The sequence below is a fragment of the Rhizobium sp. SAFR-030 genome (assembly GCF_059415005.1).
On record NZ_JBPFDO010000006.1, the window covers coordinates 210,311 to 226,009 of the forward strand.

A 15,699-nucleotide genomic window follows, 5' to 3' on the forward strand; every position below is an offset into this window, starting at 1 on the left:
GTCAGTCGGTGACGAAGTAGTAGATCGTCAGCGCGATGCCGACGGCCACCACCAGAACCCGCATGATCGTCTGCGGCACCCGGCGCGCAAGCCAGACGCCGGCCCAGCCTCCGGCAGCCACGGCCGGGATCATCACCACCGCCTGCGGCCAGCCGACCACGCCGCCGCCGATGAACACCAGCAGCGCCATGGCGGCAATGACGGTGGCGAGCAGGTTCTTCAACGCGTTCAGGTGGTGATAGCCGCCGCCGGTCGTCAGCCCCAGCACCGCCAGCATCATGATGCCCATGCCGGCGCCGAAGAAGCCGCCATAGACGGCGGTGAGAAACTGGCCGAGGATGCTTGGCAGGCTGTTCGTGGCGCGTTCCTCGCTGGCCTTCGGCTTGAGCAGCGGCCCGGCAGCAAACAGCGCGGTGGCCGCCATCAGCAACCAAGGCACCATGGCCCGGAACGAGGGATTGTCGAGCGCCAGCAGGATCAGTGCACCGCCGAGCCCGCCGAGCAACGAGGCGATGGTGAGCACGACGGCGCCGCGCCACATCTTGGCGATCTCGTGCCGGTAGGCGAGCGTCGAGGTGACATATCCGGGAAACTGAGCGATGGAGGAGGTGGCATTGGCCGAGATCGGCGGCAGCCCGGCAAGCGTCAGGGCGCCGAACGTCAGGAACGTGCCGCCGCCGGCAATCGCGTTGACGGCGCCGGACAGGAAGCCCGCCACGAACAGCAGCCCGATCATTGCCAATGTCATCCGGTGTCCTCCCAAACGCCTTGGCCGAGCAGATATCCGCGAAGCACCGGTCGGACAAGGGGCGGCAGGCGATATCTTTCACACCACCGCCGGCCGCAAAGGGGGTGACAAAGCCTGCGCTTTCGTGTAACTGCCCACGCGGACATGGGAGATACTCCCGTCGACCAGCAAGCAAAGAATGGCGAATTCGCTCCTGCCCCAGTGGCACGATCCCGCGGCACGTCCCAAGGATACGATGTTGAGCGCTCTGGCTGTTTGAGAAAAATTAGAGGTTAGACCGATGAACATCATCCAGCAGCTGGAAGCCGAACAGGCTGCCAAGATCGAAGCCAAGCGTACGCTTCCGGAATTCTCCCCGGGCGACACGCTGCGCGTCAACGTCACGGTTCGCGAAGGCAACCGTACCCGCGTGCAGGCCTACGAAGGCGTTTGCATCGCCCGTTCCGGCGGCGGCATCAACGAAAGCTTCACTGTCCGCAAGATTTCCTACGGCGAAGGCGTCGAGCGCGTATTCCCGGTCTACTCGCCGCTCGTCGAGAGCGTCGAAGTCGTCCGCCGCGGTAAGGTCCGTCGCGCCAAGCTGTACTACCTGCGCGATCGTCGCGGCAAGTCGGCTCGTATCGTCGAGAACACCAACACCCGTACCCGCAAGCTGAACGAAGCCGAGCGTACGGCTGCCGCTGAAGAGCGTGCACGTCTGGAAGCCGAAAAGGTTGCAGCAGCACAGGCGCTGGCGGCCGAAAAGGCAGCAGCAGAGGCAGCCGCCAAGGCCGAAGCCGAAGCAGCAGCCAAGGCTGAAGCAGAAGCCGCAACGGCTGCAGAAGCTTCCGCCGAATAAGACGCGAAGTTTCCACCCATTGAAAAGGCGGCTCCCGGAGCCGCCTTTTTTGTTGTCTTTCGTTAGGACCGCGCCGGCCCGGATCAGTGCCGTGCGCTAGGACTGCACCGAGGGCCGGCCGTGGCGGGCCAGCATGCGGCCGACGACAATGACCAGCACGCCGGCCATCGCCAGGCAGGCGGACAGGAAGAACATCGGCGCGATCGTGCTGCCGGTCGCATCGCGGATCCACGGCACGACGTTCTGGGCGATGAAGCCGCCGAGATTGCCGACAGAATTGATCGCCGCGATACCGGCGGCCGCCCCGGCTCCCTTGAGGAAGCGCCCCGGAAGGCTCCAGAACACCGGCTGGCCGGCGAAGATACCGGCAGCCGCGACGCACAGCAGCGCGAACTGCACCACCGGGACCGAGATCACCGCAGAAAGCAGCAGGCAGAGCGCGCCGACGAACGCCGGACCGACGATGTAGGGCGTCTTGTTCTCCGTCTTGTCGGCAGCGCTCGGCACCAGCCATAGCGCCAGCGCGACGATTACCCACGGAATGATGTTGATGAAGCCGTTGACGGTGTTGGAGACGCCGAACCCCTTGACGATGGTAGGCAGCCAGTAGCTGAGGCCATAGGCGGCAAGCGGGAAGCCGATGTAGCAGAGCGCCATCAACAGGACGCGCGGGTTAAGGAGCGCGCGGAAACCGTTGTCGGCATCCTCTGCCATGCCGGCATTTTCCGAGGCCAGGCGCTCTTCCAGCCAGCGCTTCTCGTCGGCGCTGAGGAATTTTGCCTTGGCCGGCGTATCGTCGAGATAGAAGAAGGTCACGATGCCGGCAATCACTGCCGGAACGCCGGTGGCGAGGAACACCCACTCCCAGCCCGCGTAGCCGAAGAGGCCGTCGAGATCGAGCAGCATGCCACCGAGCGGCGCACCGATCGCGTTGGCAAGCGCGCTGAAGATCATGAACAGGCCGACCATGCGGCCGCGATAGTCCTTCGGGAACCACAGGGTGAGCAGGTACAGCACGCCCGGGAAGAACCCGGCTTCCGCAACGCCGAGCAGGAAGCGCAGGATATAGAACATCGTCGGGCTGCTGGTATAGGCAAGCGCGATGGTGACGATGCCCCACGAGACCATGATCCGGGCAAACCATTTGCTGGCACCGAAGCGGCTGAGGAACAGGTTGCTCGGCACCTCGAAGAGGAAGTAGCCGATGAAGAACAGCGACGCGCCGAGCCCGTAAGCGTATTCGCTCAGACCCAGCGCATCGACCATCTGCAGCTTGGCGAAGCTGACGTTCTGGCGGTCGATGTAGGCGATCAGGTAGAGAAAGCCCAGAAATGGCATGAGCCGCCATGTGATCTTGGCGATCAGATTTTTTTCGGAAACCAATGGAGTCACTCCAGGACAAACGCGGTGCCGCGCACCGTCTTCCGAGGAAATTAGCGGAGGCCGGACGGGCGACAAGTGACGGAGCTTACAGGGGCGAAAGTGCAATTGCCGGGCTGCCGGAAAACTGCTAAATAACGCCACATGGGATCGAAATTCGGATGCCTCGCGAACCAGTTCATCGTGCTGCAGGACCATAAGCGTCTGCCGGCACGATTTTTCGCGCGCGTATCCGGCGCCCTGTACAGCCGACTTCGGACGCGCTGAGCAGGCCTTTTGCCGGCAGCATTTTCTGCCGAGCCTTCAATTCCCTTTTTTCTTCGACATCAACGGATGGCAGCCATGAGCGCACCCCGCACCCTCTACGACAAGATCTGGGACGACCACATCGTCAGCCAGGACGAGACCGGCACCTGTCTTCTCTACATCGATCGTCACCTCGTGCATGAGGTGACGAGCCCCCAGGCGTTCGAAGGCCTGAGGCTTGCCGGGCGTCAGGTCCGGGCGCCGGAAAAGACGCTCGCCGTCGTCGACCACAACGTGCCGACCACCGCCGACCGCCACGAGGGCATCAAGAACGAGGAAAGCCGCATCCAGGTCGAGGCGCTCGCCCAGAACGCCGCTGACTTCGGCGTCGAATACTACTCCGAAAAGGACGTCCGCCAGGGCATCGTCCACATCGTTGGCCCGGAACAGGGCTTCACCCTGCCCGGCATGACGATCGTCTGCGGTGACAGCCACACCTCGACGCACGGCGCCTTCGGAGCCTTGGCGCACGGCATCGGCACGTCGGAGGTCGAGCATGTTCTGGCCACCCAGACGCTGGTGCAGAAGAAGGCGAAGAACATGCTGGTGCGTGTCGACGGCCAGCTGCCGCCGGGCGTCACCGCCAAGGACATCATTCTCGCCATCATCGGCGAGATCGGCACCGCCGGCGGCACCGGCCACGTCATCGAGTTTGCCGGCGAGGCAATCCGCGCGCTGTCGATGGAAGGCCGCATGACGATCTGCAACATGACGATCGAGGGTGGCGCCCGCGCCGGCCTCATCGCACCGGACGCGACCACCTTCTCCTACATCAAGAACAAGCCACGCGCCCCGAAGGGCCAGGCGTGGGACATGGCGGTCGACTACTGGAAAACGCTGCAGACCGACGAAGGCGCCCATTACGACAAGGTCGTCGTTCTCGATGCGGCCGCCCTGCCGCCGATCGTGTCCTGGGGCTCGTCGCCGGAAGACGTCATCTCCGTTCAAGGCGTCGTGCCCAACCCGGACGAAATCGCCGACGAGAACAAGCGGACCTCCAAGTGGCGGGCGCTCGACTACATGGGCCTGAAGCCGGGAACGAAGATCACCGACATCCCCGTCGACCGCGTGTTCATCGGCTCGTGCACCAATGGCCGCATCGAAGACCTGCGGGCAGCGGCAGCCGTCGTCGACGGGCGCCGCGTCGCGCCGACCGTGTCTGCGATGGTCGTTCCGGGCTCCGGCATCGTCAAGGAACAGGCGGAAGCGGAAGGCCTCGACCGGATCTTCCTCGACGCCGGCTTCGAGTGGCGCGAGCCGGGCTGCTCCATGTGCCTGGCGATGAACGACGACCGGCTGAAGCCGGGCGAGCGCTGCGCCTCCACCTCGAACCGCAACTTCGAGGGCCGCCAGGGTTTCAAGGGCCGCACCCACCTCGTCTCGCCGGCCATGGCGGCGGCCGCCGCCGTCACCGGGCACTTCGTCGATATCCGCGAGTGGAAGTGACGACAGGCACGGCTTAGAGCCTGCAGGACACTCGAGCCGCCGGATGCGAAAGCGTCCGGCGGCTTTCTTACGCCGTCCTGGCTGCTGATCACGGATGCGCGGAACGGGTCATTGACTGGCGCCGGCACAGCTCTACGGTGGAGGCTTTCGAACCGGTTCCCGCATGCCGCCCAACACAACCTCTTTCTGCCTTGCCCGCAAATGCGGGGCAATGACCCGATGAGCCTGACCGTCATCGCGCTGGCACTGACCGCGGCCGTCCTGCATGCAAGCTGGAACGCCTTCCTGCGCTCCGGAGCCGACAGGCTGTGGTCGATCACGGTGATGGGCGTGACGGGGATCGTCTGCGCCATCCCGGTGATGCTGTGGCTGCCGCTCCCGACGCCGACAGGCTTTGCCTATATCGCAGCCTCCTCCATCCTCCAGGTGGCCTACAGCCTGTTTCTGGTGGCGGCCTACCGGCACGGCGACCTGAGCCAGGTTTATCCCGTCGTGCGCGGCTCGGTGCCGCTGCTGGTGACCCTGGGTGGCGTGCTGACGGGCCAACTGCTGGCACCCGAACAGTTGCTCGGCGTGGCGCTGATCGCGCTCGGCATCATGAGCCTGTCGCTCGGCAAGGTGCGCGCGCCGACCTCGTCCATCCTCTGGGCGCTGCTGACCGGCCTGATCATCGCCACCTATGCTACGGTCGATTCGAACGGCGTGCGGCACGTCTCCGATCCGCGCGCCTATGCGGCCTGGGTGCTGTTCACCTACGGTATGCTGCTGATCCTCGCCTATCTTGTCATGCGCGGCAGGCTGGCGATCGACCTTCACCACCGCGAGACCTGGAAGGCGCTGGGCGGCGGGATCTTCGTGCTGATCGCCTATGGAGTGGTGATCATCGCCTACTCGCTCGGACCGGCAGGCCCGATCACCGCCATCCGCGAGACAAGCGTCGTCTTCGCCATGCTGATCGGTCGGCTGTTCCTCGGAGAGACGCTGACGCCGCGACGCGTCATCGCCTGCGTGATCGTTGCGGCCGGCGGGATCGTCATCGGCCGCTGACGCTAGACAACCCGCACCACGGTGCCCCGTCGCATGACGGCGAGCAGCCGGCGCATGTCGCGAAGTCTGACCGCGACGCAGCCGGCGGTCGGCTCGTAGCCCGGGCGGATCAGGTGGAAGAAGATCGCCGAGCCACCGTAGCGTTTGCGCGCCGTGACGTTCCAGTCCATGACGAGGCAGATATCGTAGAGGCCGTCGCTACGCTGCATCTCCTCGTGGCTCGGCCTGAACGGCGCCCTCACAAGACGGTTGTAGGACGGATGCTCCGGCTGGTCGCACCACAGCATGTCGGGGCGGATGCGCCGCATCGGCAGCGCTGTCTTCGGCAGGGGACCTCGGTCGCCGCGCACGAAACCGGAGAGCAACTTCATCGCCGCGATCGGCGTTGCACCGTCTCCCTCGCGCTTCAGCGCGGTGCGACCGCTCCGGCCGATGGCCGCCGCAAAGGTCAGCGGGCCGCACTGGACGATCGCCCGGCTGCGGTTTCCCGGAGACGCACGAACCACGAGCGTCGATGGCCCACCTCTCAACTTCTTGCGACTCGATGCCATTTTTCTCACATGATTTTGCTTTGAAGATGATTTTGTTTGAATTCATAGCATGATCGGACTTACATCGAAGGACCTGTGAAGCCTGTCTGACAGGATGACGGCAGGGAAAGAGAAAGGGCACGGACGGCATGGCCGCACGCACCGTACTGCTGGTGGACGACGACGACGATCTGCGTGGAACGCTGATCGAGCAGCTTTCCCTCTATGAGGAATTCAGCCTGCTGCAGGAGCCGAATGCCAGCAAGGCAATCGCCACCGCCAAATCGCGCCAGATCGACCTCCTGATCATGGATGTCGGCCTGCCGGACATGGATGGTCGCGAAGCGGTGAAACTGTTGCGCAAGGGCGGCTTCAAGGCGCCGATCATCATGCTGACCGGTCACGACACCGACAGCGATACCATTCTCGGCCTCGAGGCCGGCGCCAACGACTATGTCACCAAGCCGTTCCGCTTCGCGGTGCTTCTGGCGCGCATGCGGGCCCAGCTTCGCCAGTACGAGCAGAGCGAGGATGCGACCTTCACTGTCGGCCCCTATCTGTTCAAGCCGAGCCAGAAGCTGCTGACCACCGACGACGGCAAGAAGATCCGGCTGACGGAGAAGGAAGCGGCGATCATCCGCTATCTCTACCGGGCCGGCCAGAAGGTCGTGACCCGCGACGTGCTGCTGGAAGAAGTGTGGGGCTACAATTCCGGCGTCACGACGCACACGCTGGAGACCCATGTGTACCGGCTGCGCCAGAAGATCGAGCGGGATCCGTCCAGCGCCGAGATCCTGGTGACCGAAAACGGCGGCTACAAGATCGTCCCCTAACCCGAGGCGGGCATGGCGCTCAGCGACGACATCAGGCTTCTCTCGCAGGTGCCGCTCTTCCAGGGCCTCGACGACGACCAGCTTCGGCTGGTCGCCTTCGGTGCGGAGCGTCGCAATATCGGCAAGGGACAGGCGCTGTTTCGCGAACATTCGCCGGCCGAATGCGCCTTTGTCGTCTCGCGCGGCCGCTTCGACCTCTATACCGAAGGGCGCGACGGGCTGGCGGAGCTGAACAGCTCGGTCGGTCCCGGCACGTTGCTGTCCGAACTGGCGCTGGTGACGATGGTGGAACGCAAGTTCACCGCCGTTGCCGCAGAGGACGGCGAGGTGCTACGCGTGCCGCGCACGCTCTTCCATCGCCTGCTCGAAGAGTATCCCGCGGTGGCCCGCCTGCTCGAGGCGCGCATCAAGGAAAATCTCGTGGCGCTGGCCAAGGCCGCACAGGCGATGTCGGGACGGTTTGCCTGAAACAACACGCCGGCGACGCCAGTGTCAGATGACGCTGAGCGACCCGTCGCTCTCGAGCACGACAGCCTGCACCTTCTCAAGGCCTTCGTGGCCGTTCGCGCGAACCGCGCTCAGGATCTCACCCTCGGTTATTCTCTGCCTGCGCATTGCGCCATTGCACAGAGCCCCCTGTCGGACCAGCAGCGTCGGCTCCGACCGGATGAGCTTTGCGGCATCCTCCGAACGGACGGAGACGAACGTCACGAGGTACTGCAAGCCGATCAACAGGGCCAGGGCCGTTATCCCCTCGGCCAGTGCGATGCTCTCCTGCAGCAGGATGGCAGAAAGCGTCGATCCAAGCGCAACCGTCACGACCAGATCGAAAGCGTTCAGCTTTGCTAGGGTCCGCTTGCCGGAAATCCGCAGAAACAGCACCAGAACCACGTAGGCAAGCACGCCGACGATCACCGTCCGGGCAATGCCGGACCACCCTTGAAAGAACATTCCCTCCAAGCCCATCCATCATCCTTTCCCAAAACCATCTGGTTCGGGAACTCGACGCGGAGGGTGATGTTCCTTGATCGGCTGGACGGCTTTCGCAAGGGCGACCAACCCTCCGTCAGAACTTGAACCGTGCCGTCACCGGCACGTGGTCGGACGGGCGGTTCCAGCCGCGGGCTTCCTTCAGCACCTCGATCTTGTCGAGCGCCGGACCGAGATCGGCGGACGACCAGATATGGTCGAGCCGGCGGCCGCGGTTAGCCGCTTCCCAGTCCTTCGCCCGGTAGCTCCACCAGGTGTAGAGCTTTTCCGACGCCGGCACGTGCTGGCGCATCAGGTCGATCCAGCCGCCCTTTTCCATGATCGCGGTCAGGCCTTCGGTTTCCACCGGCGTATGGCTGACGATCTTCAGCATCTGCTTGTGCGACCAGACATCGTTTTCGAGCGGCGCGATGTTGAGGTCGCCGACGAGGATCGACGAGGCCCCCGGCATGTCGGCCCGCAGTGCCTTCATCTCCTCGACGAAATCCAGCTTGTGGCCGAATTTCGGGTTGATCGACCGGTCCGGTTCGTCGCCGCCGGCCGGCACGTAGAAGTTATGGATGCGGATGCGGCGTCCGCCACGCTCGAAGATTGCCGAGATGTGCCGGGCATCGCCGACGCCGCAGTAATCCTGCCGGTGGTCCTCGATCAGTGGCACCTTGGAGATGGTCGCCACGCCGTGATAGCCCTTCTGCCCGTGCAGGATGATGTACGGATAGCCCATGGCCTTCAGTGGCTCGAGCGGAAACTCCTCCGCCCGGCACTTGATCTCCTGCAGGCACAGGATGTCAGGCTTCTCGCGTACGATGAACTGCTCGACGATCGGCAGCCGCAGGCGCACGGAATTGATGTTCCAGGTGGTGACGGAAAAGCTCATGGGGAGAAACCTCGACGTGATGCGCCGAGGTTTAGAGCGTCAGGCAGGTAAAGGGCAAGGGCGATCGAGGCGGAAGATGTCCGCCGCGCAGGTCGCCACCGGATAAATCACCGCGTTGCGGTAAAACCCGATCATCCGGATCGGGCTTATGACAAATCAGAGCTTGTGGACTTCGTCGTAGGGGATGGTGAAGACCTTGTCGTCGAAGCGGACGCCCGACTGGACATTGTAGATCATCACCGACGTGTCCTTGTTCTGCAGGTCGCTGATCGTCCACTGGCGCAGGTCGAAGGTCTTCGGATCGAACATCATGGTGATCGTCGAATCGCCGAACACCGTCTTGTTGCCGAGCACGATGGTGGTGAGATCGGATTCCTGCTTCACATCGCGGACCATCTGGTTCGACAGGTCGATGCGGTCAGCGAGCAGCAGGCTGAGCGGCGTCTTCGACAGCGGATAGAGATCCCAGGTCTTCAGCTTGAGATTGCCGATGACGACGTTCTTTCCGTCGGCGATAACGCGGATCGGCGACGGATCCTCGAAATTGAAACGCAGCTTGCCGGGACGCTCGATGAAGAACTTGCCGCCCGTCTGTTCGCCGCGCGGGCCGAACTGGACGAACTCACCCATCATCGTCTTCACCGAGGAAAAGTGGTCGGCAATCTTCTGCGCCGCCGGGCCGGCTGCGGCCTGGGCGAGTGCGGAAGGCATGCCCACCAGGCTGCCGGCCGCAAGACCTGCAAGCCCGGCAAGAACCTGGCGGCGGGCCTGCGAAACGCAGTCTTTCTGTGGCGCACGGATCGTCATGTGTCAAAATCTCCTTAACGCGTCTTATTGCGGCCAAAGGCGGCGGCTTCGTGGCCGCCAGGCACTGTTACCGCTCGATGATATCGGCCTCCGTCGGAACCAGGATCTCCCGCTTTCCGGCGTGGTTGGCAGGCCCGATCAGGCCCTCCTGCTCCATCCGCTCGATCAGCGAGGCGGCACGGTTATAGCCGATGCCGAGCCTGCGCTGGATATAGGACGTCGATGCCTTTCCGTCACGCAGGACGATGGCAACCGCCTGATCGTACGGATCGTCGGAGTCGGAAAGATTGCCGGTGCCGGCCGGACCGCTGCCGCCCTCGCCGTCATCATCGTCGTCGGCGGTGATCGCATCGAGATACTGCGGCGACCCTTGGCTCTTCAGGTAGGAAACGATCTCCTCCACCTCGTTGTCGGAGACGAACGGCCCGTGGACGCGCTGGATACGCCCACCGCCGGCCATGTACAGCATGTCGCCCATGCCGAGCAGCTGTTCGGCGCCCTGCTCGCCCAGAATGGTGCGGCTGTCGATCTTCGACGTGACCTGGAAGGAAATCCGGGTCGGGAAGTTGGCCTTGATCGTACCGGTGATGACGTCGACCGACGGACGCTGGGTCGCCATGATCACGTGGATGCCGGCGGCGCGAGCCATCTGCGCCAGCCGCTGCACGGCGCCTTCGATATCCTTGCCGGCGACCATCATCAGATCGGCCATCTCGTCGATGATGACGACGATATAGGGGATCGGCTTCAGGTCGAACTCTTCCGTTTCGTACATCGCTTCGCCGGTCTGGCGGTCGAAGCCGGTCTGTACGGTGCGCGTCAGCACCTCGCCCTTGGCGATCGCCTGCTCCACCCGGCTGTTGAAGCCATCGATGTTGCGAACGCCGATCTTCGACATCTTCTTGTAGCGCTCCTCCATCTCGCGGACCGTCCACTTCAGCGCCACCACCGCCTTCTTCGGGTCGGTGACGACGGGGGACAGGAGATGCGGAATGCCGTCATAGACGGAAAGTTCCAGCATCTTCGGGTCGATCATGATCAGCCGGCACTGCTCGGGCGACAGCCTGTAAAGCAGCGACAGGATCATCGTGTTGATGGCGACGGACTTGCCCGAGCCGGTGGTGCCGGCGACCAGCAGATGCGGCATCTTGGCGAGATCGGCGATGACAGGTTCGCCGCCGATCGTCTTGCCCAGCGCCATGGCGAGCTTCGCCTTGCTGGTATCGAAATCACGGCTGGCGATCATCTCGCGCAGGTAGACGGTTTCGCGCGTCTGGTTCGGCAGCTCGATGCCGATCGCATTGCGGCCCGGGACCACGGCGACGCGGGCAGCGATCGCGCTCATCGACCGGGCGATGTCGTCGGCCAGACCGATGACGCGCGACGACTTGATGCCAGGCGCCGGCTCCAGTTCGTAGAGGGTGACGACCGGACCTGGCCGCACGTGGATGATCTCGCCCTTGACGCCGAAATCCTCGAGCACGCCTTCCAGCATGCGGGCATTCTGCTCCAGCGCGTCGGCCGAAAGCGTCGCATCGCGCACCGCGTGGGGGGGCTCGGCCAGCAGATGCATCGACGGCAGCTGGAAACCGTCCGGATCGATGAACGAGGCCTGCGCATCGCGCGCCAGGCGCGGGCCGGGCTTCGGCGGCTGGGCCGGGGCAGAAACGCGAACGGAACGGCTGGAGGTCGCGCCACCGGTGCGCGGTGCCGCGTCGAAATGCGGCTCGCCGTCCGGCAGGATGCCGGCGGGCGTCGACGGCATGCCGTCATCGTCCTCGTCGCCGTCGATGCTGAGCGGCGGTGGCGACAGCCTGCGGCGCGCCGCCATCAGGTCTGACATCGGGCTGTCGAGCGACGGCTCCAGACGGCCGGCGGCGGTGCGGACCTTTGCCCGCACGGGTTCGTTCAGCGTGCCGAACTCGTCCTCGTTGAAATCATACGGCTCGTCGTAGGAAGCGGCCGAGCGCGGCTTGATGCGCAGCAGCCGGCGCATGCGGGCCTGGGCGGTGTACCAGTAGTGGGCCATGGCGCCGAAGGCGAGGAAGCCGCCGAAGCCGCTGTCGTCGTCCTCCTCGTCGGCAGCCTCTTCGTGCGCCTTGCGCCGCACCGGCGCCGGCATTTCCGCATCGTCGCCCTCTTCGTCGCGCTCTTCGTTGCGCAGCAGGCCTGCGGCAAACAGCAGGAGACCTGCGGTCGGCACGGCGCAGATGACGCCGAGGATCATCGCCAGCGTGCCGGTCGGATAGGTGCCGATGAACAGGCCCGGGAAGCGCAGGATCATGTCGCCGATGACGCCGCCGATGCCGTTGGGGATAGGCCATGTGAGCGGCGCCGGGAAACAGCCGAGCGTCGCGGCACCCATGACGTTACCGGCGGCCCAGGATCCGAGGCGGGCCGGAAGCCGGGTAACCGGGCGTCCGACGATCAGCGCCAGCGCCCAGGACAGGATCGGCAGGAGCGCGAGGATGCTGGCTAGGCCGACGAACTGCATCATCAGATCGGCGAACGCAGCGCCCGGGAAACCGAGGATGTTCGTCGGCGCACTGCTGGTGGCGTAGGAGAAGCTCGGATCGCGGACGTTCCAGGTGGCGAGCGCGGCGACGGCCAGCGCCAGGCCGAGGAACAGCGCGAAACCGCCAAGCGCCAGGACCTGCCTTATGGCGAACGTCATCAGCGCATGGCGTGTCGAGTGCTGCGCCATTGCTGCGGAAGTGCTTCTGCCCATGATGTCTTTGCCCGCTTCACGTTGTCGAAGGGGCGCACGAGGCGACGGCGGGACCGCCGCAATGCGCCCATGAGGCGGAAGCCTAGCCGAACGAGGTTAACGGCGCTTTAACCACGCGTCGAAGGGAAGTCTTTACCAGAAACAGAAACGCCCGGTGCAGGCACCGGGCGAGAGGCAGCGGCAAAGGCCGCAAGCAGACGTCGGGCGGCATTGCGCCGCCCGAGGAAGGATTTTAGCTGTGGTAGGCGGCTTCGCCGTGCGAGGCGAGGTCGAGACCTTCGCGTTCGGCTTCCACCGGCACGCGCAGGCCGACGATCACGTCGACGATCTTGTAGAGGATCGCCGAGCCGATGCCGGACCACAGGACCGTGACGATGACGCCCTTGAACTGTGCCCAGACCTGGGTCGCCGTGCCGGCATAGCTGGCGGCGAAATCGGCGGTCGAGTAATCGACGATGCCTGCACCGCCAAGCGCCGGGTTGACGAACACGCCGGTCAGGATGGCACCGATGATGCCGCCGATGCCGTGCACGCCGAAGACATCAGCCGTGTCGTCGTAGCCGAACTTGTTCTTCACCGTCGAGACGAAGAAGTAGCAGACCGGCGAGACGATGAGGCCCATGATGATGGCGCCCATCGGACCCACGAAGCCTGCAGCGGGCGTGACGACGACGAGGCCGGCAACCGCACCCGATGCTGCACCCAGCATGGAGGCCTTGCCGCGCGTCAGCGTTTCGACGAGAGCCCACGCAACCACGGCAGCAGCGGTCGCCACGAACGTGTTGAGCATGGCCAGAGCCGCGTAGGCATTGGCTTCGAGGTTGGAACCGGCGTTGAAGCCGAACCAGCCGACCCACAGAAGCGCGGCGCCGACCATCGTCAGCGTCATCGAATGCGGAGCCATCATGTCCTTGCCGTAGCCGGTGCGCTTGCCGACCATGATCGCGCCGACGAGACCGGCGATACCGGCATTGATGTGCACCACGGTGCCGCCGGCGAAGTCGATCGCGCCGAAGCCGAAGATCAGGCCGGTCGGGCCGTCATAGGCGCTCGGGCCGCCCCAGAACCAGACCATGTGCGCCATCGGGAAGTAGACGAAGGTCAGCCACAGGATGGTGAACAGGATGACCGCGGAGAACTTGATGCGTTCTGCGAAGGCACCGACGATCAGCGCCGGGGTGATGGCGGCAAACGTCATCTGGAAGCAGACGAAGACCAGTTCCGGAATCGCCGCACCCTTGGTGAAGCTTTCCGACAGCGTGGTGGTGTCGACGCCGGCGAGGAACATCTTGGAGAAGCCGCCGACGAAGCTGTTCATCGAACCGCCGTCGGTGAAGGCCAGCGAATAGCCGTAGGCGACCCAGACGAGCATCGCCACGGCGGCGATCATCATGACCTGCATGAGGACGGAGAGCATGTTCTTGGTGCGCACGAGGCCACCGTAGAACAGCGCCAGGCCCGGCACGATCATCAGCAGGACGAGAATGGAGGAAACCATCATCCAGCCCGTATCGCCCTTGTCGACGGTCATGGCCGGCGCGGCCGCAGCGGCGGCAGGCTCGACTGCCGTCTGCGCCCAGGCGATGGCGGGCGCGAAGAGGGCCGCCGCTGTGGCTCCCAGGCGTCCGATAGTAGACATCTTGTTGAAGTGCATAGTGTGAGAACTCCCCTGATCAGCCGTGCTTAAAGGGCTTCGGTATTGGTTTCGCCGGTACGGATGCGCACGGCCTGCTCGATCGAATAGACGAAGATCTTTCCGTCACCGATCTGACCGGTCTTTGCGGCTGACGCGATGGCCTCGACGGCTTTCTCAACCATGTCGGTGGCGACTGCGATTTCGATCTTCAGCTTCGGCAGGAAGCTGACGGCGTATTCGGTGCCGCGATAGATTTCGGTATGACCCTTCTGACGACCGTAACCCTTCACCTCGGTCACGGTCAGGCCCTGGATGCCGACAGCCGTGAGGGCTTCCCGCACCTCATCGAGCTTGAATGGCTTGATAATGGCCATCACGATTTTCATGTGGTTTCCCGTCCTTTGTTGTCTCGGCGCAGTGCCGATCCCTCCTTGCTGCCGGCACATCCGTCGGCAGCAACTGCCCTTCTACATTCAAGGCCCGTGCCAGATTCTCGCCACAAATTTAAGTTGTTGAATTCGTTAATCTCTTTGCTGATCTGCAAGTTGAAATGCAAATGGGCGCCATTTAGGCGCCCATTTTTCATTCAGTTTTCAAGATTTGCCCGCGATTTAATCAGATGCCCGTTTGCGAATCAGTCCCTCCTGGGCGACCGATGCAACGAGCTCGCCGGACCGCGTGTAGAGCGAGCCGCGCGTCATGCCGCGCGCGCCTGACGCACTGGGACTGTCCTGCGTATACAACAGCCAGTCGTCGAGCCCGCAGGGTCGATGAAACCACATGGCATGATCGATGCTGGCGGCCTGCACCTGCGGATGGAAGATCGTCGTTCCGTGCGGATAAAGCGAGGTGTCGAGCAGCGTCATGTCCGAGAGGTAGGCGAGAACCGCCGCCTGGTAATGCCGTTCGTTGGGCACCTCGCCGGTGGTGCGCACCCAGATCTGCGCCTCGGGCTTCAGCTTCTCTTCCGAGACATAGTGGACGAGGTTCAGCGGACGGATCTCCACCGGCCGCTTCTGCCCCCAGTAGCGCTTCACCATCTCCGGAGCCTGCGCCAGAAACATCTCCTGGAACCGCTTTTCCGACATCAGCTCTTCCGGCTGGCGCACCTGCGGCATCGTCGTCTGGTGCTCGAAGCCAGGCTCCTCGATCTGCAGCGACACGGACATCGCGAAGATCGCCCGGCCATGCTGGATCGCCGTCACCCGGCGGGTCGAGAAGCTGGAGCCGTCGCGCAGCCGTTCCACCTGGTAGACGATCGGCACCTTGGGATCTCCCGGCAGCAAGAAATAGGCGTGGAGCGAATGCACGAAGCGGTCGTCGGCCGAGGTGCGCTGCGCCGCCATCAGCGCTTGTGCGACCACCTGGCCGCCGAACACGCGCTGCCAGCCGACCTGCGGGCTGACGCCGCGAAACAGGTTCTCCTCCAGCCGCTCCAGATCAAGCGTGCGCAGGAGTTCGGTCATCGGCGTGACGGCATCCGAGGGCTGCGGCATTTTTCACGGTCTCCGAAGGTAGGAACAGGGTATCCGA

Annotated in this window: 15 protein-coding genes; 5 read left to right on the forward strand and 10 right to left on the reverse strand. The window is 64.1% G+C overall.

What is annotated here, in order from left to right; all coding sequences use genetic code 11:
* Position 1: 1 nt before the first annotated feature.
* Positions 2-748 (reverse strand): sulfite exporter TauE/SafE family protein, encoded by a 747-nt coding sequence (locus ACR65N_RS19085; protein WP_440458281.1) that lies wholly within the window; start codon positions 746-748, stop codon positions 2-4.
* Between the two features lie 280 nt (positions 749-1,028).
* On the opposite strand from ACR65N_RS19085, the gene rplS reads away from it, so the two are divergent.
* Complete coding sequence (gene rplS, locus ACR65N_RS19090) at positions 1,029-1,586, forward strand: 50S ribosomal protein L19 (RefSeq protein ID WP_430307629.1); 558 nt, start codon at positions 1,029-1,031, stop codon at positions 1,584-1,586.
* 96 nt (positions 1,587-1,682) lie between these two features.
* Here rplS and ACR65N_RS19095 read toward each other — a convergent pair whose 3' ends face one another.
* The gene (locus tag ACR65N_RS19095; RefSeq protein ID WP_440458282.1) at positions 1,683-2,969 is read right to left on the reverse strand and encodes an MFS transporter; all 1,287 of its coding nucleotides are present in this window, start codon (positions 2,967-2,969) and stop codon (positions 1,683-1,685) included.
* Between the two features lie 339 nt (positions 2,970-3,308).
* Between ACR65N_RS19095 and leuC the strand changes: the two genes are divergently transcribed.
* Both leuC and ACR65N_RS19105 read left to right on the forward strand, forming a co-directional pair.
* Positions 3,309-4,718 carry a 3-isopropylmalate dehydratase large subunit gene (gene leuC / locus ACR65N_RS19100; protein WP_440458283.1) on the forward strand — a complete coding sequence of 470 codons (1,410 nt, stop codon included), beginning with the start codon at positions 3,309-3,311 and terminating at the stop codon, positions 4,716-4,718.
* Positions 4,719-4,937: 219 nt separating this feature from the next.
* Positions 4,938-5,765 carry a DMT family transporter gene (locus tag ACR65N_RS19105; RefSeq protein WP_440458284.1) on the forward strand — a complete coding sequence of 276 codons (828 nt, stop codon included), beginning with the start codon at positions 4,938-4,940 and terminating at the stop codon, positions 5,763-5,765.
* 2 nt (positions 5,766-5,767) lie between these two features.
* Here the strand turns inward: ACR65N_RS19105 and ACR65N_RS19110 are convergent, their stop codons facing one another.
* Positions 5,768-6,316, reverse strand: coding sequence for a L,D-transpeptidase family protein (locus ACR65N_RS19110; protein ID WP_440458285.1), 549 nt, complete (start codon positions 6,314-6,316; stop codon positions 5,768-5,770).
* A 128-nt stretch (positions 6,317-6,444) separates the two neighbouring features.
* On the opposite strand from ACR65N_RS19110, the gene ACR65N_RS19115 reads away from it, so the two are divergent.
* On the forward strand, positions 6,445-7,128 hold the full coding sequence (locus ACR65N_RS19115; RefSeq protein WP_430307634.1) for a response regulator transcription factor: 684 nt from the start codon (positions 6,445-6,447) through the stop codon (positions 7,126-7,128).
* A gap of 12 nt (positions 7,129-7,140) precedes the next feature.
* The gene (locus ACR65N_RS19120) at positions 7,141-7,596 is read left to right on the forward strand and encodes a cyclic nucleotide-binding domain-containing protein (protein WP_430307635.1); all 456 of its coding nucleotides are present in this window, start codon (positions 7,141-7,143) and stop codon (positions 7,594-7,596) included.
* Between the two features lie 24 nt (positions 7,597-7,620).
* Here ACR65N_RS19120 and ACR65N_RS19125 read toward each other — a convergent pair whose 3' ends face one another.
* From ACR65N_RS19125 to tesB, 7 genes are all read right to left on the reverse strand, one after another.
* A complete protein-coding gene (locus ACR65N_RS19125) occupies positions 7,621-8,079 on the reverse strand; it encodes a DUF421 domain-containing protein (RefSeq protein WP_440458286.1) in 459 nt (152 codons plus the stop codon).
* Positions 8,080-8,194: 115 nt separating this feature from the next.
* On the reverse strand, positions 8,195-8,995 hold the full coding sequence (locus ACR65N_RS19130) for an exodeoxyribonuclease III (RefSeq protein WP_440458287.1): 801 nt from the start codon (positions 8,993-8,995) through the stop codon (positions 8,195-8,197).
* Between the two features lie 156 nt (positions 8,996-9,151).
* The gene (locus ACR65N_RS19135; protein ID WP_430307637.1) at positions 9,152-9,802 is read right to left on the reverse strand and encodes an outer membrane lipoprotein carrier protein LolA; all 651 of its coding nucleotides are present in this window, start codon (positions 9,800-9,802) and stop codon (positions 9,152-9,154) included.
* 67 nt (positions 9,803-9,869) lie between these two features.
* Complete coding sequence (locus ACR65N_RS19140) at positions 9,870-12,530, reverse strand: FtsK/SpoIIIE family DNA translocase (RefSeq protein WP_440458288.1); 2,661 nt, start codon at positions 12,528-12,530, stop codon at positions 9,870-9,872.
* Positions 12,531-12,762: 232 nt separating this feature from the next.
* Positions 12,763-14,184, reverse strand: a complete 1,422-nt coding sequence (locus ACR65N_RS19145; protein ID WP_440458289.1) for an ammonium transporter — start codon at positions 14,182-14,184, stop codon at positions 12,763-12,765.
* 29 nt (positions 14,185-14,213) lie between these two features.
* Positions 14,214-14,552, reverse strand: coding sequence for a P-II family nitrogen regulator (locus ACR65N_RS19150; RefSeq protein ID WP_430307640.1), 339 nt, complete (start codon positions 14,550-14,552; stop codon positions 14,214-14,216).
* A 225-nt stretch (positions 14,553-14,777) separates the two neighbouring features.
* Positions 14,778-15,662: an acyl-CoA thioesterase II gene (tesB, locus tag ACR65N_RS19155; protein WP_440458290.1), complete on the reverse strand. Its 885-nt coding sequence runs from the start codon at positions 15,660-15,662 to the stop codon at positions 14,778-14,780.
* Between the last annotated feature and the right edge of the window lie 37 nt (positions 15,663-15,699).